Here is a 21196-nt window from a genome sequence, read left to right on the forward strand (position 1 = left end):
CTATCTTTGCGGCGTATCCCGCCGCTTGTGCACGACCGCCACGTCGTCGCTGTAGACGCGCTGCCACTGCGGCAGCCGGTCGAGCATCGCGACTGCCGGCGTCCGCGGCGCGAGCAGCGTCGCGTCGATGTTGTATTCGTCGAGCAGCTTGAGAAGATCTGCGAGGTCGACCAGCGCCAGGGCACGATTGTAGCGGTCGATGAACGGTCCCCCGTACAATTCGCCGCGACCATCGATGAAGGTGGGAATGCCGGCAAAGATCAAATAGCCGCCGAAGGAATAATCGTTGAGCACGCGCCCCGCCTTGGCGAGGTCGGCTTGCGCGATGGCAGCCTGGGGGGTGATGACGGGAGCCGGCCGAATGTCGCGCGCCAGCGCCGCTCCGCTCATTGCGATCAAGACACCGAACGCGGCCAGATTCAGGCCGCGCGACGCGCCCTCCGCATCGTCCGTGATCCGCCCGCCGAACTTCCGGCCCAAGGGGGCCGCCAGATAGAGCGGCGCCAGCATGGCCAGCAGATCCGCATTGCGCACCTGCGCCAGTGCGAAATGGAGCAGGCCGATCACCACCAGGGCCCGCACGACCGGCAGCGTCACGCCGCGCGCGAGCGCGAAGATGCCCCCCAGCAATAGTAACTCGAAGCCGCCGATGTGGCTGAAATCCTGCGGCCGCCATTCCCCGATCCAGGCGAGCGCGGAGCCGAGGCCGAGCGTCGTCAGCGGCATCAGCAGCGGTTCCGGCCCGTGCGGTGTCAGGCATGATGCTGCGAGGGCAAGCGCCGAGAATGGCAGCCAGCGCAGCAGCACGCGCGGCCATTCGCGTCGCTCCTCACGCAGCAGCGCCTCGAGCACCGCCGGGCCGATCAGCCCGAGCGCCAGCACGACGCTGCCATGCAGATTGGTCCACAAGACCAGCAGCGGCAGCGCCCAATATGGCGGAGGCCCGCCGCGATCCATGCAGCGCACCAGGGCAGCCGCCCAGGTCACCATCACCGGCAGCACGAGGACATGTGGCCGCGCCAGCATATGCGGCGCCAACAGGATGACGGCCGCGATCACCATGAGCAGCGTCAGGGCCGGCGAGAGCTCGCGCAGCAGGAAGAAGGTGAACAGGCCAAAGGCGAGCGCTATCGCGGCTGCCGCGACGACGACGACACCGGGCCAGCCGGACAATGCGTAGGCTCCGGCGTAGACGACTTCCGAGAGCCATTCGAACGTGATCCAGCGCGCGCCATGCTTCGAAAACGAAAAGGGATCGCTCTCCGGCAGGGTGCCATGCGCGATGATCCAGCGCCCGACCTCGATATGAGAATAGCTGTCGGGATCACCGAGCAGCCACGGCCCAACGATCAGCAGCAGGGCATAGACACCGAGGCCCACGGCCCAAGGGAGCGCTGCACGTGCCGAAAACGGTTGAACCGCGCTGTGGACGACCTGGTCAGTCATGGCGGGCCAAAATAGGACGCAAGCGTTAAGTTCTTCTTTAGTGATTCCCGCGTTTGCCCCGGAAGCCGCGCACCTCGCTCGCGCCGGCGACGCCCCGCATCCGCGAACCGCCGGCCAACAAAAAACGCGGCGTTTCCGCCGCGTTTTGCAATCTCATCTGGCGCTCGCGATTACGCCTGCGGCTGCGGCTCCAGGCCGGGATCCGCATCGGGCCGCGGGCGCGGCGACTTGCCGGCCGGGGGCACCGCGGAGGCGCGCGGCGTGCTCGGCTCGAGCACGGACTCGCGGTTCGGCTTCTTGCCCTTGAGCAGATCGACGATCTCGTCGCCGCTCAGCGTCTCGAACTCGAGCAGGCCCTTGGCGAGCGCTTCGAGATCGGCGCGCTTCTCGGTGAGAATACGCGTCGCTTCGTTGTAGCCCTCTTCCACGAAACGCCGGATCTCGGTGTCGATCTTCTGGACCGTCGCCTCCGATGCGTTCTGGGTGCGCGACACCGACATGCCCAGGAAAACCTCGTCCTGGTTTTCGCCATAGGACACGGTGCCGAGCGCCTCGGACAGGCCCCAGCGCGTCACCATCATCCGGGCCAGGCGTGTCGCCTGCTCGATGTCGGAAGACGCACCCGAGGTCACCTTCTCGCGGCCGAAGATCAGCTCTTCGGCGACACGGCCGCCCATCATGATCGCGAGCCGCGAGGTCATCTGCTCCAGCGACATCGACAGCTTGTCGCGCTCGGGGAGCTGCATGACCATGCCGAGCGCACGGCCGCGCGGAATGATGGTCGCCTTGTGGATCGGGTCGGTCGCGACGACGTTGAGGCCGACGATGGCGTGGCCGCCCTCGTGATAGGCCGTCAGCAGCTTCTCTTCCTCGGTCATGACGAGCGATTTGCGCTCGGCGCCCATCATCACCTTGTCCTTGGCCTCTTCGAACTCGGCCTGCGTCACCATCCGCTTGTTGCGGCGGGCGGCGGTCAGCGCAGCCTCGTTGACGAGGTTCATCAGGTCGGCGCCGGAGAAGCCCGGCGTGCCGCGCGCGATGGTCTTGAGGTTGATATCCGGGGCCAGCGGCACCTTGCGGACGTGGACCTTGAGGATCTGCTCGCGGCCGACGACATCAGGATTGGGCACCACGACCTGGCGGTCGAAGCGGCCCGGACGCAGCAGCGCGGGATCGAGCACGTCGGGACGGTTGGTCGCGGCGATCAGGATCACGCCCTCGTTCGCCTCGAAGCCGTCCATCTCGACCAGCAGCTGGTTCAGCGTCTGCTCGCGCTCGTCGTTGCCGCCGCCGAGGCCGGCGCCGCGGTGACGACCGACCGCATCGATTTCGTCGATGAAGATGATGCAGGGCGCGTTCTTCTTGGCCTGTTCGAACATGTCGCGGACGCGGCTCGCGCCGACGCCGACGAACATCTCGACGAAGTCAGAGCCGGAGATGGTGAAGAACGGCACGTTGGCTTCACCCGCGACCGCACGCGCGATCAGGGTCTTACCGGTGCCGGGAGGGCCGACCAGCAGCACGCCGCGCGGAATGCGGCCGCCGAGGCGCTGGAATTTGCCGGGATCGCGCAGGAATTCGACGATCTCCTGAAGGTCCTGCTTGGCTTCGTCGACACCGGCGACGTCCTCGAAGGTGACGCGGCCATGCGCTTCGGTCAGCATCTTGGCGCGCGACTTGCCAAAGCCCATCGCCTTGCCGGCGCCGCCCTGCATCTGCCGCGACAGGAAGATCCACACGCCGATCAGGGCGATGAACGGCAACCAGGAGACCAGCAGCGAGACGAACCACGGCACGTTGTCGCCGGGCGGCTTCGCGGTGATCTGCACCTTGCTGTCGTACAGGCGCTTCACCAGCGTCGGGTCGCTCGGCGCATAAGTCTGGAAGCTGGAGCCGTTGGTGAAGGTGCCGTGGATGTCCGGCCCCTGGATCACGACGTCGCGCACATTGCCGCGGTCAACCTCGCTCAGGAGCTGCGAGAACGCGATGTCCTGCGAGGAGGCCCGCTGACCCGGATTCTGGAAGAGCGTGAACAACGCCAACAGCAGCAAGACAATGATGACCCAGAGGGCGAAATTGCGCAGATTGGCGTTCATCGATCTTCCTTCGTGGTCGCGCGGATCGCGGCCTCATCCTTGGGCTCTACGAGGAAATCCCCAAGGAATCCTCATCGTTAGACGCATACAATTTAGGTGCCGTCCCGGTCGCTGCCAAGGGAACGAGGTGGGACTATTTATCCCATCTTAGAGCGATTCCCGCTGAAATAATGGCGTCCGAAGCGGGGTTTCTCCTGCCTGGTTAAGGTGTCCTGACGGCGCGGGGCCGAATTGGCCGGTGTCATGATCCGCCCTCGTCCGCGCCTATCCGCCCTTGCGACGCCTGACCGGCGCCGGTGCGATGTGGATACGCCCGCCGGCAAGGCTGATCAAGGCTCCCGCAAGGGTCTGCCTCAGGGCCTGCCGGCCATTTGCGCCCGTGCGAGGGCTTGCGGCGAGGGCCTGGTCGAGCGCGGCCAGGAGGGTCTCAACCTTGCCGAGTTCCGCCGGCCCTTCATGCCCGAGCGCGTTGATGGCCCGCAGCAGGAGGCGCAGCCGGACCTCCTCCGGCAGGACGGCAAAGGCCGAGGCCTCGAAGCTTCGAACGCCGACCTGCGGCGCATCGCCGCGATCCCTCAAATGGAGGAAGCGCTCGGCGCCGTCGGCCAGCAACTCGACCGCCGCATTGGCCCGCGCCAGCCGGGCCGCGAGCCGCACCAACGTGCGGGCATCGCCGCCCTCGGCCGCAAGGAGCGGCAGCAGCGCGCGCAGCCGCGGTCGGGTGAAGGCGGTGTCGCGGTTGGTGGGATCGTCGGCAAAGCCGATCCTGGCCCGCTTCAAGGTCGCAATCAGCTGCGCCTTCGGGACGTCGAGCAGCGGACGCGCCAGCACGATCCCGTCGCGCTCGCTGAGGGAGGCCATTGCCGACAGCCCGGCAAGTCCGCTGCCCCGCAACAGGCGCATCAACAGGGTCTCGGCCTGGTCGTCGCGGGTGTGGGCAGTCAGCACGTGGCTCGCGCCGACGGCACGCGCGGCCTGCGCGAGCAGGCGGTAGCGGGCCTCGCGCGCCGCCGCCGGCAGTCCGGTCTTCGGCTTTGCGCCGCGCCAGCGCAGGGTCCGGTGCGGCAATCCGAGCTCAGTGGCGAGCCGCTTGACCTCGCGCGCCTCACGCGCCGCCTCTCGCCGCAGGCCGTGATCGATCGTGACGACGGTGAGACGCGGGCCGCGCGCGAGACTGTGCCGCCAGCGCGCCGCAAGCCACATCAGCGCGACCGAGTCGGGCCCGCCCGACACGGCGAGCACCAGCGCCGGCGCGCTCTTCAGGCCGGCGAAGAGTCGCCTCGCCTCGCGTGTCGAGATCGGAGAATTGTCGTCGTCTGGCATGAAGCGGCCCTGACAGTCGCAGACGGATGGTTACGATGTCTAGCGCAGCACCATCCGCATTGTCAGGACCCCGACGTCAGCACTTCACCCGTTTCTGCTCGCGGTCGACCGCGGCTTTGACGCCGGCGGAGGCGCGCGGATATTTGCGGCCGACCTCGCCGAAGGCGGCGCAGGCGGCCTCCTTCTCCTTCAGCGCGGCGAGCGACTGGCCGAGCCGCAGCAGCGCATCCGGGGCCTTGGCCGATTTCTCGTATTTGGTGGTGACGGCGAGGAAGGCTTCCGCGGAGTCCCGATATTGCTGGCGCTGGAAGTAGCTCTCGCCGAGCCAGTATTGCGCGTCGCCGAGCAGCGGGTCGCTCGGATATTTCTGCGTGAAGTTCTTCATGGTCTGCTCGGCGAGCGCGTAGTCCTTGCGCTGCATGTAGCCGATGCCGAGGTCGAACTCGTCGCGCGGCGTTGCCGAGGGCGGCAGGGTGGTCAGACCGGCGCCGCCGGCCGGCGGATAGCCGGGCTGGGCGGCCGGGGGAGCGGCCTGCTGCTGATAACGGGGGGCGGTGTTGGCGAGATCGAGCGGCTCGCCGGCGCCGCGGCCGCCGGGTGCCCCCGACGGCATCGGCTGCGGGCCGCCGCCGAGCGCGCGCGGCGCACCCGGCGCGCTCGGGTTCTGGTTCGGATCGAAGGCATCGCCGCGACGACGCGCGCCGGGGGCGCCGGGCGCCGGCTGCTCCTGAACGATCGGCGCAGAAGCGGCGCTCTGCGGCTGCTCGTAATTCGGCTGCACGGCCTGCTGCTGCGGCTGCTGGCGATAGCCTGGCGCAACCTGACCTGGTCCGACCTGGGCGGGCGGCATCGCCGCGACGTTGGGCGCCTGTCCGGGCGCGCCTTGCGCGCCGCCCTCGAGCGCCCGCAGCCGCTCTTCGAGCTGGCGGTTGCGGTATTGCAGCTCTTCGTTCTGGCCGGTGAGCTGGCGCAGCTGGTTCTCCAGCCGCTCGATCCGCATCTCGGGATCGGCATCGTCCGACTGCGCAAAGACCGACTGCGCAGTTGCGGGCGAGCACAAAGAGAGCAGCGCGACGGTTGCCACGGTGCCGGTAATTGCCTTGAATTTCGATGACATCTTGCCCTGACGACAAAAGCGACGTGGCACATGGCGGACCATTCGCCGCGCCACACAATGAGGAAGGGAGTACGCCAAAACCGTGACTTGAACCAAGGGGTTTTAGGTCACGGTTTGCTGAAACGAAACCGGCGCCCGAGAGGGCGCCGGCATAATCTGTTTTGGAAGATGAACGGCGCCTGACCGAGTGTCAGTATCTCGGCGTCAGGAGCTCGCGTTCAGCACGGTGACGGCACGACGGTTCTGCGACCAGCAGGAGATGTCGTTACAGACGGCGACCGGCCGCTCCTTGCCGTAGGAGATCGTGCGCATGCGGTTCGGATCGATGCCGCGCGAGGCCAGGAACGAACGCACCGACTGGGCTCGCCGGGCGCCGAGCGCGATGTTGTATTCGCGGGTGCCGCGCTCGTCGGCGTGGCCTTCGACGGTGAAGCTGTAGCGCGGATAGGTCTGCAGCCACTGCGCCTGCTTCTCCAGGGTCACGATCGCCTGCGGGGTCAGATCGGTCTGGTCGCTTTCGAAGAACACGCGGTCACCCACGTTGACGACGAAATCCTGCTGACTGCCAGGTGTTGCCGCATTGGCCATCGCATCCGTCGCGGCATTCTTGTTGGCGCAGGCGCCCATCGACAGCGCGACGGCGAGCACCGCGACCAGCTTCAATCCCTGGAGGATACGCATAGGATGTTTCATTCCGGAGCCTCCACGCTCACGTTAGTCCACTGCTGTCCGGTCTACAGGGGGTTGGTTAAGCGAACGTTCCGTCAACCTTGACGGAACCTTGCCTCAGCCGATCAAATGCCCCCAACCAGCGAAAAGCACCCGTCATGGTTAATGGGTTGTAAATGTGGCGCGAGGGTGAAGGCAAGCCGCGCCGGCCGGCAAAAACCCGGCTTTCGCCGGAATTTTGGGCCCAGGGCGCGATGCGTGGCGACGCGTGACGGGTAAGGGGCAGAGCCCAGGCTCAAACCTGGAGCCGCATCCACACTATCGCCGACTCAGGCGTGCGCGGCGTCCGCGTGTGCAGCGTCCGCCACGAGCACCGGCCGCTGCGGCACCTGGCGCTGGCCGCCTCGCCCGAACAGCATCCGCCGCTCGAAGGCAGTCGACCGCATGATTGGATAACGCTCGAACACCTTCTTGCGGAAGGTCGGGAAGTCCGCCGCCATCAGTCCGAACGGCTTGGTGAGGCCGGGAACCAGTCGCGGCTCGGCGATGGTCTCATGCAGGAACACCCGCCGGTAGAAGGCCTGATGCTCGGGGCGCACGATGGCGAGGCCGAGATCGGCATTGAAATGCTCGCAGGCCATGTAAGCGAGACGCGTCGTCAGATAGGGCAATTCCGGAACCCGCTTGACCTGGTCGGGATCGGCGACGAAGCGGGTCGGGTCGATCATGACCTCGCCGCGATCGAGCCGCGGCAGCAGGATGTCCGGGAAGACGTCGGCCGAGGTGGACTCGCGCCATTCCGACGTCAGCACGCTGATGCGCACCGAGCTGCAGAGCTCGCCATGGAGATAGACGCCGAAGGTCCACGCGTTCGGCAGCTCGTCGTAGCGGTCTGTCACCCGCGCATCCGCGGAGGGCTTGACCGCGCCTTCCCGCAGATAGGCGCGGTAGCGGAGATTGTAGATCTCCTCCTTCTCCGCGACGGTTTCCGCAAGATGATAGTCGACGTCGGTCAGGAGTTCCGCTCCCCGTCCAACAGCCGAAATGACAGATCTGGCTGAGGACTGCATTCCAACTCCTTAAACACACTCATGTCGCGGCATTCGAAGGCAATTCCTGCAAGACAACTTACGCGCGCGCCATGATTTATTAACACCTTCTTAACAAGTATGCAAAGCAATCGAAGGGTTAGGGTTAACCTCCGTAGCACTACGGTACCCTGCAACAGCCTGAAATGATGGGACGTTCCGAGAAACGGACTTAAGCGAAGGAGCGCGAGCTGGCGACGTGGAGCTGGCCTTCGCCGCGCCGCCCATGCGAGGCGTTGAGCAGCTGGCGCATCCGCACGGCGGGCACCGGACGGCTGAACAGATAGCCTTGCGCTTCGGAGACAGTGCCGTCGGCGCTGATCAGATCGAGCTGCTCGTTGGTCTCGATGCCCTCGACCACGACGGCCATGCCGAGATCGGCGGACAGCCGCGCCACGCCACGCAGCAGCGTCAGCGGGCGGTCGGTGTCGATGCCTTCGAGGAAGGAGCGGTCGATCTTCACCTTCTGCATCGGGAAATTGTGCAGGTAGCTGAGGCTGGAATAGCCGGTGCCGAAATCGTCGAGCGAGATGCGCACGCCGAGCGCATGCAATTGCGACAGGATATCGTGGGTGAGCTGGGTGTTGCGCAGCAGCGAGGACTCGGTGATCTCGATCTCCAGCCGATGCGCCGGCAGGCCCGACACCTCCAGCGCGTAACGGATTTCGCTCAGCACGTCGCGCTGGTGGAATTGCTGCGGCGAGAAGTTGACGGCGACGCTGACGCTCTCCGGCCACTTCATGCATTCCATGCAGGCGCGGCGCAGGATCCAGCGGCCGAGATCGACGATCAGGCCCATGTCCTCGGCGACCGGGATGATGTCGATCGGCGAGACCGTGCCGCGCACCGGATGATTCCAGCGCAGCAGCGCCTCGCACGTGGTGATCTTGCCGGACTTCAGATTGACCAGCGGCTGGTAGAACAGCTCGAATTCCTCGTTGGCGAGCGCCTTGCGCAGGTCGAGCTCGAGGATGCGGCGGGCCTCGACGGTCGCCGCCATCTCGTCGCGGAAGAAGCAGAAGGTGCCGCGGCCGTCGGCCTTGGCACGGTACAGCGCCATGTCGGCGTTCTTGAGCAGCGTGTCGGCACTGGCATCGCCCGGCGAGGTCAGCGCGATGCCGACGCTGGCGCCGATCTCGACCAAATGATTGTCGATGCGGTAGCGCTCGCTCAGCCGCTCGACGATGCGGCGGGCAAGCGCTGCGGCGTCCTCGGGCGAGGAGATGTTCTGCTGGAACACGACGAATTCGTCGCCGCCGAAACGCGCAACGAAATCTTCGGGGCGCAACATCTCGCGCAGACGGTTGGCGACGGCGCACAGCAGCTGGTCGCCACAGGGATGACCGAGCGTGTCGTTGACCTGCTTGAACTGGTCGAGGTCGACGAAGAGCAGCGCGGAGAGCCGCTCGGCATGATGCGAATTCTTCAGCAGCCGCTCGATCTCGTCGTGAAAGCTGACCCGGTTGGGCAGCGCCGTGAGCTCGTCATAACGGGCGAGATGGCTGATGCGGGCTTCCGCATTGGTGCGTTCGGTGATGTCTTCCAGCAGCAGCACCGTGCCGCCGCCGGTCATCGGCTGGAACGTCCAGGCCAGGGTGCGGCCGCGCGAGGAATCCGGATCGGCGGTGACGATCTCGCAGATCCGCGCATGCTCGATCTCGGCCAGGATGTGGTTGCCGCTCTCCGCCGAGATCGACCCGGCGGAAACGCAGGCCGCCGCGATATCGGCGGCAGTGGCGCCGCGCTTGACGAGGTCCTCGGGCAAGGCCATCAGCTCGCCGAAACGGTGGTTCATCACCGCAAGGCGGCCGTCGGCGCGGAACATGCACAGGCCATGCGGCATGTTGTTGAGCGCGGTGTCGAACTGGCTCGCCAGCGCGGATTCGCGGAAGCTCGAGGTCAGCGCCTTGACGAAGATCGCATGCAGGCTGAGGTTGATGTTCTTGAGCCCGATGAAGAAGAACACCAGCAGGATGGCAAGACCGATGTGGTAGAAGCCGCCGTGCAGCAGCAAGGCGAGCGACATCGGACCGCAGGCCAGCGCGACGTGCCACTGGATCACCCGGGGCTGCCCGTAATTGCGGGCGGCGCCGCCCGCGGTGTAGCCGATGCCGATGGCGACACAGAGCATGTCGGCGACAGGATCGTTGTTGTTGTAGATGACGACGAAGGCCCACAGACCGAGCACCGCCGCATAGCTCAGCGCGCCGATCCAGTAGCGCGGCTCCAGGTGCTTGGCCTCTTCGAATGACAGCACCTCGGTGCGGTTTTCATATCCGCGCATCTGGAAGGCGCGCGCGGTGCCGATGGCAATCAGCAGGAACGCGAGCGGCCACAACCAGACATCGCCCGTCTTCAACGCAGTCATCACCGCGGCCACGGCCGCGGAGGCCGAGCCTAGGAAGATCGCCCAGAAATTCTGCACCATGGAGTTGATGAGAGCGGCGTAGAGTATCGGCTCCAGCTCGTCTCGATCACTCTGCTTCTGGTCGGCCAGTTGCATTGGCTTGTTACGCGTCCTGTTTGGCGCGTAGTCTTACCCAGCCCAGATGAAGTCTTTCTGAGGGAACATCGTTAAAGTCGAGTTGTTTTTCGGTATCAGCGAACCGATTTCCGCTTAAATATCAAGCAACTAGGCAAGCCTTGCCGGGCACAAGGTGAAGGAAGGCTTGCTTTGCGCAGAAAAGTCGAAAAAATCGACGCGTTTTTCGACAACATCGCGCCTCTGAACGCGCGATGTATTAGCGCTCTCTCGTCAGCCCGCCGTCGAGGATAGCAGCGGCGACCATGCCGGGTCGGAGGCGAAGCCGGGCGTCGGCACCTTGAGCTCGTTGCGGCCCGAGATGTCGACGCTGTACAGCGACGGCCCGCCACTGCCGCCGGGATCGCGGAAGAACATCAGCACGCGCCCGTTCGGCGAGAAGGTCGGACCTTCATTGTGGAAGCCGGAGGTGAGCAGCCGCTCGCCGGAGCCGTCCGGCTTCATGACGCCGATCGAGAACTGCCCGCCGCCCTGTCTGGTGAAGGCGATGTAATCGCCCTTCGGCGACCACACGGGCGTCGAATAGCTGGCGTTGGTGTCGTCCTTGGAGAAGGAGATCCGCTGCGCCTGTCCGCCGCCCGCCGCCATCACATAGATCTGCGACCTGCCGCCGCGATCGGACTCGAAGCAGATGCGGGTGCCGTCCGGCGAGTAAGATGGAGACGTGTCGATCGCCGGCGTGTCGGTGAGGCGCGTGGTCGAGCGCGAGCGCAGATCCATCACGAACAGGTTGGAATTGCCGCCCTGCTGCAGGCTCATGATGACGCGCTGGCCGTCCGGCGAGAACCGCGGCGCAAAGGTCATGCCCGGGAAGTTGCCGACGATCTCGCGCTGGCCGGTCTCGATGTTGAAGAGGTAGACCTTCGGATCGCCCTGGCCGAACTCCATGTAGGTGATCTCTTGCGAGTTCGGCGAGAAGCGCGGCGTCAGCACGAGATCGGAGCCGCGGGTCAAATAGCGCACATTGGCGCCGTCCTGATCCATCATCGCGAGCCGCTTGACGCGGCGCTCCTTCGGGCCGCTTTCGTCCACAAACACCACGCGGCTGTCGAAATAGCCCTTCTCGCCGGTCATCCGCTCATAGATCTGGTCGGAGATGATGTGGGCGATGCGGCGCCAATATTCCGGCGAGGTGAAATATTGCTGGCCGGCGAGCTGCTGGCCGGAGACCACGTCCCACAGGCGGAATTCGGCCTTGAGCCGTCCATCTGACTGCCGCGTCATGCGGCCGGTGACGAGGGCCTGCGCGTTGAGCGTCTTCCAGTTCTGGAATTGCGGCGCGACGTCGATGTTGCTGATGCGCTCGATGAAGGCGGCCTGGTCGATCGGCGCGAACAGGCCCGAGCGCTTCAGATTGTTGGTGATGACCTGCGTGACGCCATTGCCGACGTCGCCGTCGGCGGGCGAGCCCGGCACAAAATTGGTGATCGCGATCGGGATCGGCTGGAATGCCGTGGGATCGATGCGGAGCCGGTCCTGAGCGAAGGCACGTCCACCCCCGAGCATCGCGAGGGTCGATCCGGTCAGGGTCATGAAGCGGCGGCGGTTCATCGATCGGACGTCATTCATTGCAAAATTCTTTTGTTCGGATGTCACAACATATCTTTCAGGCCGAAAGTCATCGGAATGAGCTTCCAGCTCTCGTACTGCTGCTTCGGCATGAACGAGTAGACCTGACACTGCACGATGGCGCGCTTGGCGCTCTCCGCCACCGCCTGGGCGATCGACCGCGACGGTCCCCTTACCGCGACCACGATGGGTTCGGACGCCAGCGATCCGTCGATCTTCATCGGAATGTCGATGTCGGCTTCGTACTGGTCGGCATCCTGTCCGTTATAGGTCGGCGTGAAGCAGCGCTTGACCGCGCCCTGGAACGCACCGCGCCAGGTCGCAATGTTGTTGGCGGCAGTGCCGGTCGCCGATCCCAGCGAGGCCGATGCGTTCAGCGCCGTTCCCGTGAGTTCGTGCCGGGTCGCTGCCCGCTTGTCGAGGTCGCGCTGGATCTGCGCGGGATCGAAGCTGCGTTCCTTGGGCTTCGGCTGCTGCTGCGGCTGCACCGCCGCGACCTTCTGCTCCACGGGCTTGGGCGGCGGCTTCTTGGTCTCCAGCTTCTTCTGCAGCTCGGCGATCGGATCTTCCTTGGCCGGATCAGGCTTCTTTTCCTGCGGCTTCGGCTCTTCCTTCGGCTTCGCCTCGGCCACGGGCTTCGGCGGCTCGGGCTTCTTCTCCACCGGCTTCTCGACTGGCTTCGGCGGCGGATCTGGCTGCGAATTGGTCTTGATCAGCTCTTTCTTCTCGGTGACCTTGCCGACGGCGTCTTCCTCCGGCTTGGGCTCCGCGATCTTCTCGACCTTGGGCTTGGGCTCTTCCTTCTTGCCGGTCTTCTGCCCGGCCATCATCTTCGCGAGCTGATCGGTCGAGATGATGTCGATCGGGAGCGACTCTTCCGGCGCGACGTAGGCCTTGCTGCTGAAGGTGACCAGCCCCCATCCCAGCACGAGGACATGCAGGGCAATCGACGCAACGAGTGTCTTGTCGACCTTCACCTTCACGGCCTACCCCTGATCCGCTTCCGTGACGAGGGCGAGCTTCTTGAATCCGGCGCCGGACAACTGGCCCATCACCCTGGCCACCGTGCCGTAATCCGCCTTCTTGTCGGCGCGCAGATAGATGCGCTCCTCGAGCCCGCCGCGCGCGTCGGTGATCGCCTTCAGCTTGGGTATCAGCTCGTTGATCGCGATCTCGGAATCGTTGATGAACACCTTGCCCTTGATGTCGATCGACATCTGGATCGGCTTTTGGTCGTTGTTTTCGAGGCTCTTAGCCTGGGTCTGCGGCAGGTCGAGCGGCACGCCGACCGTGAGCATCGGCGCCGACACCATGAAGATGATGAGCAGCACCAGCATCACGTCGACCATCGGCGTGACGTTGATCTCGGCCACGACGGGCTTGCGCCGGCCACGGCGGCCGCCGCCCCCGGACGAACTCGCAACGTTCATCGCCATGATCGCGTGCCCAAATTGCCCTTCACAGTAGAGCCAATTCCGTTCCGATGAAATCGGAACGGGGCTCTAGATTCTTGTCTTGACGCGTTTTCTTCACGCGAACCGGTATCCACTTCGCTCGAAAACGCTCGATACATGCCGTCCATCAGCCCCGCTCGTCGATCTGACGCGACAGGATGGCGGAAAATTCATCGGCGAAGCCTTCCAGCCGCTGGGCCTGCCGGTTCACCTCGGAGGTGAACTTATTGTAGAAAATAGTGGCAGGAATGGCGGCGATAAGACCGACCGCGGTCGCAAACAGCGCCTCCGCGATGCCCGGAGCCACCACCGCCAGAGAGGTATTTTTCGACGCCGCGATCGACTGGAAGCTCGACATGATGCCCCAGACCGTGCCGAACAGGCCGACGAAGGGGCCGGCGGAGCCGACGGTCGCGAGCACTAGCAGCCGGCGTTCCAGCCGCTCGACCTCACGCGCGATCGAGACGTTCATGACCTTGTCGATGCGCATCTGGAGACCCGCGACCGAGCGGGCCTGGTTCTCGAACGAGCGCTTCCACTCGCGCATCGCCGCGACGAAACAGGCCGCCATCGAATGCGTCGGCTTGGCCGAGAGGGTGCGATAGAGCTCCTCGATCGATTCGCCGGACCAGAACGCCTGCTCGAAACGGTCCATCGAGCGACGGGTGCGGGCAAACAGGAAGATCTTGTCGATGGCGATCGCCCAGACCCAGACTGAGCAGGACAAAAGTCCCAGCATCACCGCTTTCACGATCCAGTGAGCCTGCCAGAACAGCGCGATCAGCGACACGTCCGCGGAAGCGGCAACCGGAAGGGCTGACTGAGCCACGTCGGCCGGATTCATAGGCAGTATCCTCTCAAGGCGATCGTTTACCCGATGTGCCGGCCAGCAAATGGCTGCCGGTTCCCCAATGGCCGCGCTAGCACCGGCGCGGCCGGCAAGCCCGCTCAAAGCCTTGTCTTTCTGGGTGCAGGGGCTCGTCCAGAGCCGGCCGTCTGCATTCCCTGCCAAGATGTCAAAACTATGGGCCTTTGGCCCCGGGCCTTGACGGTCCCTGGCTTCGGGCTTTGGGCGCGATTGTCCGCCCTTACCAGAGCCCGGCGTTGGTTAATGCGGGGTTACCAGGGGTGAATTTGGTTGCCGGAAAGGTAGCCCGCGCAGGGGGATGGGCGGACAGGCTTGGTCCGTGTCCCGGACGCAGCGCAACGCCCCAGCGTTGCGCTGCGTCCGGGGCACGAGAGTTCCGCGTGTCCGTGCGACCGGAGGAACCACCCCTCCCCCAGAAAATTGTCCCGAAAATCACGTGGTCCTGCCACGAGGTCCTGCCATGACCATCAACCCCAAGACGACCGCCGCCATCGGCGATCACCCGCTTCATCCCATGCTGATCCCCTTCCCCGTCGCATGCCTGGTCGGTGCGCCCCTCGCCGATCTGGCCTTTCTCGGAACCGGCGACAGTTTCTGGGCCCGGGCGGCGATGTGGCTGATCGGCGCCGGCATCGTCATGGCGCTGGTTGCTGCCGCGGCGGACTTCTTCAGCGAGCCCCGCATCCGCCGCCTCAACGTGCCTGGTACCATATGGTCGGCAATCTCGCGGCGGTCGTGCTGGCCCTGGTCAATTTCTACCTGCGCTACGCGCAAGGCACGGAGGCTGCGATCAAGCCGTGGGGCGTGGTGCTCTCCCTGATCGTGGTCGGCATCCTCCTGTTCACGGGATGGAAGGGCTGGGAGATGGTCTACCGGCATCACGTCGCGGTGCTGGATGCGCCGGGCCAGACCAGCTCGGAACCGGTCACGCCCCATCATGACGGCGAAAGCAATCGCCGCGCCGCCTGAGGCAACGGGATGTCGCCGGGGGCAGACCTCGGCGACCCTGCCTTTGCGGCTGATCGGGCCGCGCCCCCGCCGCATCTCATGACGTGACGGCGCCTCAGGCCGCCGAAGCGGGCGCGGGACAATTGGTCAACCGAGCAGGATTTCCAACCGCGGTGCAGCCGCCGGGAACGTCGGAAGTCACGACCGTGTCGGCGCCGATCCTGGCGAAATCGCCGATCCGGATATCGCCCAAAATGGTCGCGCCGGCGCCGATGAAGACGCCGCGGCCGATGCGCGGCGAGCGCGTCGGCAGCTCGCTGCCGCGGCCGATGCTGACATTCTGGAGGATGGTGACGTCGTCGCCGATCACCACATCGGCGCCGATCACGATCCCGGTGGCGTGGTCGAGATACACGGACGAGCCGATGCTGGCCGCCGGATGAATGCTGACCTGCAAGAGGTTCGACGCCTCGTTCTGAAACAGCAGCGCCGCATCGCGATGGTCATGACGCCAGAGCCAGTTCGAGACGCGCCAGGCTTGCAGCGCGACATAGCCCTTGAAATGCAGCAGCGGCGCCAGCAGGCCGGCGATAGCGGGATCGCTATGCACGATCGCCTGCAGATCGCGCGCGGACACGTCGATCAATTCCGGGGCGCCACGAAAAGCGTCGCGGGAAAAGGCCGTGAAACGCGCTTGCCCGGCGGCGTTGCCGCCAAGCCTGCGCCCGATCAGATCGGCCAGAGCCGCGGCAAAACTATCATGCGTCAGCACCTCATCGACAAGCGACTTGCCGAAGACGGGATCGGATGCGCAGGCGCGCTGCGCCTCCTCGCGTATGTTCTGCCAGAGGCGATCGTTCGTCGCGGTCGCAGCTGCCGTCATCGCCGCCTCCGGTGGCTTGGTGCTTCCTTCACGTGTCGACTATAGGCCGCGGGCGACCCGCGCGCCACGCGGCGTCCGCGGCAGCGTGACTACCCGAGCACCATGCCGCAGCTCCCCGTGAGGCTACGAGCTTGCATGCCAGCCATCCGCGACCATATAGTCAGTTGAATTGCTGATGCTGCTTTGGCTGGGATGAACACGCAAAGCAGCTCGCTTGAGCCCCGCGGTGGTCCGCCATCCGCGGGTTTTTCGTACCCGGCAGCCCTCGGTGCTGCCGACGCGAATTCCGGATCCCCGTTACCCGAGGTCACGCTGAAACATGTTGCCCAACGCGCCCGCCGACGACCACCACGACGACGTCATGTACCCCTCCGCCATACCGTTCGTGCTGGTCCATCTCGGCTGCTTTGCGGCGATCTGGTCAGGCGTCACGTGGCAGGCCGTCGCGATCTGCGGGGCGCTGTATGTCGTGCGGATGTTTGCGATCGGTGCCGGCTATCACCGCTATTTCTCCCATCGGGCTTTCGCCACCGGCCGGGTGTTTCAGTTCATCCTGGCCTGCCTTGCACAAAGCACCGCGCAGAAGAGCGTGTTGTGGTGGGCGGCCAAGCATCGGCATCATCATCTGCATTCCGACACCGAACTGGATGTGCATTCGCCGCGCCAGCGCGGTTTCCTGTACAGCCATCTCGGCTGGATCTTTTACCGGGAGCACGACGCGACCGATCTCGTGAAAGTCGGCGATCTCGCGGTCTATCCCGAGCTGATGTGGCTGCATCGGCTGGAGCTGCTGCCGGCCTTCGTGCTTGCAGCGCTCTGCTTCCTGATAGCGGGGTGGTCGGGTCTGATCGTCGGCTTCCTGTGGAGCACGGTGCTGGTCTATCACGCGACCTTCTGCATCAACTCGCTGGCCCATGTGCACGGACGCAAGCGCTACGTGACGGGCGATGATTCCCGCAACAACTGGCTGCTGGCGCTGCTCACCATGGGCGAGGGCTGGCACAACAATCACCACGCCTATCAGAGCAGCGTGCGACAGGGCTTTTACTGGTGGGAGATCGACGTCACCTACTACGTGCTGAAAGCGCTGTCCTGGTTCGGAATCGTCTGGAACATGAAGGCGCCGCCCGAACAGGTGCTGCGCAACGAGCAGCCGCTCGGCGCCCGCGTCATCAATCGGGCAGCCCGCGAGCTTGCCGGGCGGTTCGACGCACCGAAGCTCGCACATGCGATCTCTTCGGCGCTGCACCGGGCCGACCCGACCCAGCTGCAGTTGCCGACGCTGCACGACATCCTCAATCGTGCGCATGACGGCGTCGACGCGCTGACACACCTGCATCTGCCAAAGATCCCGACCCGCGAGGAGTTCCTCGCCGAGGCCAAGGCGATGTTCGCACGAACGCGATCGCTCAACGAGATCGTGGATCACGCCTACGAACACTTCCTGGCTTCGGTTCACGCGCAGCTGGCGACGGCGCGCTGAACCTGAAGCATGATCCGCAAAAGTGCGCAGGGGTTTTCCGAAAGGATCATGCTTAAAACAACAACCTAAAGCGCGATGACGATTCATCCTGCATCGCATCGCGCTTTAGCCGCCATGCCATGCAGCCCGGCGCCAGTCATGCCACCGGGACGCCTCCGTCACGCGGCGCGGGGGCCGCTGTCAGGGCTTGATCGTCTTTCGCACGGATCGGGTTTTACCGCCCCCGCCGATCCCTACAGTTCGATCTTCAACCGTTTTGCCGTCTGCGGTCCGACCTGTCCGTCGACAACGAGTCCCTTGGTCGCCTGAAACGCCGCGACCGCCGCCACCGTCAGGTCGTTGTATTCACCGTTGATCGGCCCTGGATTGAACCCCAGCTCTTTCAAGGCGCGTTGGATGTCCCGAACGACGGACGCCTTCATATTCGGCTGCCCCAGCGCATACAGGTGGCTCGGCTCGACCAGATTGAGTGCTCCACCCGCCGCCCCATACGTAAAGTTCGGCAGCAGGACACCCGTATCCCAATTCCGGCCGGTCACCTTGCCGCGACGAACGCCATAGGCCGTTCCCATCGCCTCGACAGTGCCGCCCTCGCCGTCACAGACGACGATGTGCCCCATCATGCCCGGTCCGGGCGGATAGCGGAGAAGAATGCCTCCTACCGTTGCAGCGGCCTGCCGCCACGGCACGCGCTTTCCAAGTTTCTGTGAATCGCTCTTCCAGGCGCCCGTATAGGCCTCGACCGTTGCAGGATTGCCGTTGTTGTCGACGCATCCGTAGAGGAATCCACCGACCTGATACACCAGCCAGGACATGAACTCCGCACAGTCCCACGGACCGTGCCAGTTCTTGTTGTTCTTGGGAACGCAGACGTTGACGTATTTCTCGCCAATACGGGACTCGGCCAGCTTCAGCATCTTTTCGCCGTCGGTCATGCTCAATTCCTTCTGCGTGATAAAACTTGCTAAAATTCGGTCCTCAATATCGAGACATCTAGTTGCGAAGCTCCGGCGAACTTCGCGCGTCAAAGGCGGCACGCTGTTAGGAGCGCTCTGAAGCCGTCCGGGAATTCAGGCGGAGATTCAACGCCGCCTGCGTCACCACGCCGGCATTTCCATCGACCGGGATCTTGGCGTGGTTTTGAAACCACTCGACCGCCTGAGCGGTGGCGGGACCATATCGTCCATCCACGACGAGCGCCGGCTCAGCCCCGAGATCGTTCAGGGCCTCCTGAAGCTCGCGCGTTTCATCCGACGCGGTTGCGGTTTTCCACGCCACCTGGTTTGCGCCGCTCTTGCCTGTTGCGCTCCACACGACCTCAAAGAGCTCCGTGCGACCGCTCAGGCCGTTGTAGCCACCGTTGATGATCCGCGTGATCGTACGGATATCGTTCCGATCCGCATAAGCGTTCAGGCCTCCCTCATTCCACTCGTGAAGGGCGGGAAGCAGAGCGGCCTCGGGTGCGACAATCAGATCCGGGTTATTGTAGAAGTCCACGCCTGCGAGTTTGCCCATGCGCTGGTAGTTGGCGCCGCCGGTCGTCTGCAACAGGCCGCCGCCGCGGTACTTATATCCGTCTCCTTGCTTGGTGTTGCCGAGCTCCTTCGCCTTCTTCGGATTACCCAATCCGTAGACGCGCTCGGCCAAGGCGCGATCATTGTTGAGATATTGATCGACCTCATCGGGCCGGATGGCCGCGCTGTGATTGCCGATGCCGAAAATCTCGAGAAGTCGCGCCGCAGTCTTGTATTTGAGGCTCTCGAACAGAACCGTACCGCGGCCGGTCTCATATAGCGCCTGAGCGAGGAAATGCGCGATGCGAAGCGGTGTGTTGATCTTGAAGCGCTCGAAGATCTCGTCGCCGTCTTCAAAAGCCTTGAGATAATTGGGATAGCAGCGCGGGGCCACCTTCCGAACGATCGTTACGATCCGCACGAAACCACTCCCTAATATTCAGCAAAATATCATCGAGTGAAAACGTACCGAGATTACGCGTGGCACCCTCTGGTTGCAAGAGAGGATTCGGTTTCGGGGCAAGGCTCCATCGCCGCAGTTCGGCGGCATTCGCGGCAACGTCCGGCGAGTGATGGTCGGTTGCCGCCGCGATCAACTGCAACCCGCGGCTCGGGACAGGGCTTGGCGCGGCTAAAGTCACGACGAGCAATGCGAACAAGGATGACGGCCGAAGTCGGCCCGTGCTCGATCTCGCGCGCGCGAGAGAGATCGAAGCAGATCCCAAAAACCAAACCGCCCGCCTGCGGGTTGCGCAGACGGGCGGCTCGGGGCCATCAGGACTTTGGGGGCATGCGCCTGAAGGCTTTGAGAGGTGTCAGCCTTGAAGATCAGCCCTGCTGCTGGTCGGTCGGCGGCGGGGTCGGACGCGTCTTGTGCTGCGCCATGAACTGGTCGAACTCTTCCTTGTCCTTGGCGTGACGCAGACGGTCGAGGAAGTTCTTGAACTCGACCTGCTCCTCCTCGAGCCGCTGCAGCGTCTCGGTGCGGTACTCGTCGAAGGCGCGGTTGCCGGAGGACGGCGGGCCGAAGCCAAAGCCGAAGCCGCGGCGCTCCATGCGGCCGCGCATGCGGTCCATCTTGTACTGCATCTTTTCCATCTTGTTCTGCCAGCGATCCTGGTGGCTCCAGCACGACATTCTTCTGCTCCCGAGTGTGAAAAAGAGAAGGGCGAGTCCGATCGGCCACCAGATGATGAAGCCGAGAATGGTCACGGCGATCCAGCCCGGATGCCACGGCGTATCGAGCATGTGGGGGCGCTCGTACTGTTGGTGTTGGTCCGAAGGGCCGCGCCATCGATTGACATCAGCGGTGTAGGCCATTTCCTTCTCCATGACGGCATCTGCCGTTGTGAATGTAAATAACATTTACATAGCTAGACCATCCCGCGATTTTGTCAAGCCGGCCGCTGGACACGGCCGAGTGATTATTTGCGTAATTTTATTTCGGCTTGCCCCAGGGACCGCCGGGCGGCACGCCTGAACCGGAGGATGCCTCCGGCGGCACCGGCGGCGGCTCGGCGCTCCTGCCGGGTCGGCGATCGGTCGGGAAGCCGAGACCGCGCAGGTAGATCAGGACCTCGGCCTCGAGCAGCTCATCCGGCGACATCGGCAGTTTTCGCCGCGCGGCATCACCGCGCGAAAACAGCGAGGCTACGCCGTGCGCCATCGACCAGATGTGCAGCGCCATCATCATCGCCGGCGGCCGCGGCGTGCCGGGCGGCGCCAGCGCAGCAAGCCGCTCGGCCGCAGCACGAATGATGTTGAACGCACGCTCGCTCGCGGCCTGCAGCGCCGGATTGGCATCGACCGGCAGACCGGACTCGAACATCGCGTTGTAAAAGGCAGGCTCCTCGCGGGCAAAGGCGAGATAGGCCTTGCCGACGCGCTCGAACGCGGTGACCGTGTCGGGGCGACCGTCGTCCCAGGCCGCGGTCAGGCGCTGCTCGAACTGCTCGAAGCCACGCTGGGCGATCGAGGACAACAGCTCCTCGCGGTCGCGGAAATGCCGATAGGGCGCCGCCGCACTGACGCCAGCCATGCGTGCGGCATCGGCGAAGGTGAAGCCGGCCGCGCCCTTCTCGGCGATCAGCCCGAGAGCGGCCTGCAACAGGGCTTCCTTCAGATTGCCGTGGTGATAGCCGCGCTCGGCGCGGCGGTGCTCCTTGCGCCAGCTCATGTGAACAATCTTTACATGAG

The 21196-nt window shown here is 64.6% G+C and carries 17 protein-coding genes and 1 pseudogene; 2 read left to right on the forward strand and 16 right to left on the reverse strand.

Annotated features, from left to right (window positions below):
• From AABA86_RS01985 to tolQ, 11 genes are all read right to left on the reverse strand, one after another.
• On the reverse strand, positions 1-1446 hold the full coding sequence (locus AABA86_RS01985) for a hypothetical protein (RefSeq protein ID WP_338305573.1): 1446 nt from the start codon (positions 1444-1446) through the stop codon (positions 1-3).
• A 170-nt stretch (positions 1447-1616) separates the two neighbouring features.
• Positions 1617-3542: an ATP-dependent zinc metalloprotease FtsH gene (ftsH, locus tag AABA86_RS01990; protein WP_018317780.1), complete on the reverse strand. Its 1926-nt coding sequence runs from the start codon at positions 3540-3542 to the stop codon at positions 1617-1619.
• Between the two features lie 264 nt (positions 3543-3806).
• The gene (gene tilS / locus AABA86_RS01995) at positions 3807-4865 is read right to left on the reverse strand and encodes a tRNA lysidine(34) synthetase TilS (RefSeq protein ID WP_338305574.1); all 1059 of its coding nucleotides are present in this window, start codon (positions 4863-4865) and stop codon (positions 3807-3809) included.
• Positions 4866-4941: 76 nt separating this feature from the next.
• Positions 4942-5982 (reverse strand): tol-pal system protein YbgF, encoded by a 1041-nt coding sequence (gene ybgF / locus AABA86_RS02000; protein WP_338305575.1) that lies wholly within the window; start codon positions 5980-5982, stop codon positions 4942-4944.
• Between the two features lie 204 nt (positions 5983-6186).
• Positions 6187-6675 carry a peptidoglycan-associated lipoprotein Pal gene (gene pal, locus AABA86_RS02005; RefSeq protein WP_018317777.1) on the reverse strand — a complete coding sequence of 163 codons (489 nt, stop codon included), beginning with the start codon at positions 6673-6675 and terminating at the stop codon, positions 6187-6189.
• 305 nt (positions 6676-6980) lie between these two features.
• Positions 6981-7721: an N-acyl amino acid synthase FeeM domain-containing protein gene (locus tag AABA86_RS02010; RefSeq protein WP_028140318.1), complete on the reverse strand. Its 741-nt coding sequence runs from the start codon at positions 7719-7721 to the stop codon at positions 6981-6983.
• Between the two features lie 190 nt (positions 7722-7911).
• Positions 7912-10242 (reverse strand): putative bifunctional diguanylate cyclase/phosphodiesterase, encoded by a 2331-nt coding sequence (locus AABA86_RS02015; protein ID WP_212248720.1) that lies wholly within the window; start codon positions 10240-10242, stop codon positions 7912-7914.
• Between the two features lie 252 nt (positions 10243-10494).
• Positions 10495-11850: a Tol-Pal system beta propeller repeat protein TolB gene (gene tolB, locus AABA86_RS02020; RefSeq protein WP_433960975.1), complete on the reverse strand. Its 1356-nt coding sequence runs from the start codon at positions 11848-11850 to the stop codon at positions 10495-10497.
• Between the two features lie 23 nt (positions 11851-11873).
• Positions 11874-12833 carry a protein TolA gene (locus tag AABA86_RS02025; protein ID WP_212248719.1) on the reverse strand — a complete coding sequence of 320 codons (960 nt, stop codon included), beginning with the start codon at positions 12831-12833 and terminating at the stop codon, positions 11874-11876.
• A gap of 3 nt (positions 12834-12836) precedes the next feature.
• Positions 12837-13286, reverse strand: coding sequence for a protein TolR (tolR, locus tag AABA86_RS02030; protein ID WP_212248718.1), 450 nt, complete (start codon positions 13284-13286; stop codon positions 12837-12839).
• 145 nt (positions 13287-13431) lie between these two features.
• A complete protein-coding gene (tolQ, locus tag AABA86_RS02035; protein WP_018317771.1) occupies positions 13432-14148 on the reverse strand; it encodes a protein TolQ in 717 nt (238 codons plus the stop codon).
• Positions 14149-14632: 484 nt separating this feature from the next.
• Between tolQ and AABA86_RS02040 the strand changes: the two are divergent.
• Positions 14633-15141: pseudogene (locus AABA86_RS02040) on the forward strand (DUF2231 domain-containing protein).
• 94 nt (positions 15142-15235) lie between these two features.
• On the opposite strand, the gene AABA86_RS02045 reads toward AABA86_RS02040, so the two are convergent.
• Entirely contained in the window at positions 15236-16003 is a 768-nt protein-coding gene (locus AABA86_RS02045; protein WP_338305576.1) for a serine O-acetyltransferase, read from the reverse strand.
• Positions 16004-16322: 319 nt separating this feature from the next.
• Between AABA86_RS02045 and AABA86_RS02050 the strand changes: the two genes are divergently transcribed.
• Positions 16323-17486 (forward strand): acyl-CoA desaturase, encoded by a 1164-nt coding sequence (locus tag AABA86_RS02050; protein WP_338305577.1) that lies wholly within the window; start codon positions 16323-16325, stop codon positions 17484-17486.
• 233 nt (positions 17487-17719) lie between these two features.
• On the opposite strand, the gene AABA86_RS02055 is transcribed toward AABA86_RS02050, so the two are convergent.
• The 4 genes from AABA86_RS02055 to AABA86_RS02070 all read right to left on the reverse strand — a co-directional run bounded on the left by AABA86_RS02055 (position 17720) and on the right by AABA86_RS02070 (position 21176).
• Positions 17720-18421, reverse strand: a complete 702-nt coding sequence (locus AABA86_RS02055) for a peptidoglycan-binding domain-containing protein (protein ID WP_338305578.1) — start codon at positions 18419-18421, stop codon at positions 17720-17722.
• Positions 18422-18527: 106 nt separating this feature from the next.
• Complete coding sequence (locus tag AABA86_RS02060; RefSeq protein WP_338305579.1) at positions 18528-19421, reverse strand: peptidoglycan-binding protein; 894 nt, start codon at positions 19419-19421, stop codon at positions 18528-18530.
• A gap of 407 nt (positions 19422-19828) precedes the next feature.
• The gene (locus AABA86_RS02065) at positions 19829-20320 is read right to left on the reverse strand and encodes a DUF2852 domain-containing protein (protein ID WP_212248712.1); all 492 of its coding nucleotides are present in this window, start codon (positions 20318-20320) and stop codon (positions 19829-19831) included.
• Positions 20321-20438: 118 nt separating this feature from the next.
• Positions 20439-21176, reverse strand: coding sequence for a TetR/AcrR family transcriptional regulator (locus AABA86_RS02070; RefSeq protein ID WP_212248711.1), 738 nt, complete (start codon positions 21174-21176; stop codon positions 20439-20441).
• Positions 21177-21196: the final 20 nt, after the last annotated feature.

The organism is Bradyrhizobium sp. TM233, from assembly GCF_036247965.1.
Classification (GTDB): Bacteria; Pseudomonadota; Alphaproteobacteria; order Rhizobiales; family Xanthobacteraceae; genus Bradyrhizobium; species Bradyrhizobium ottawaense.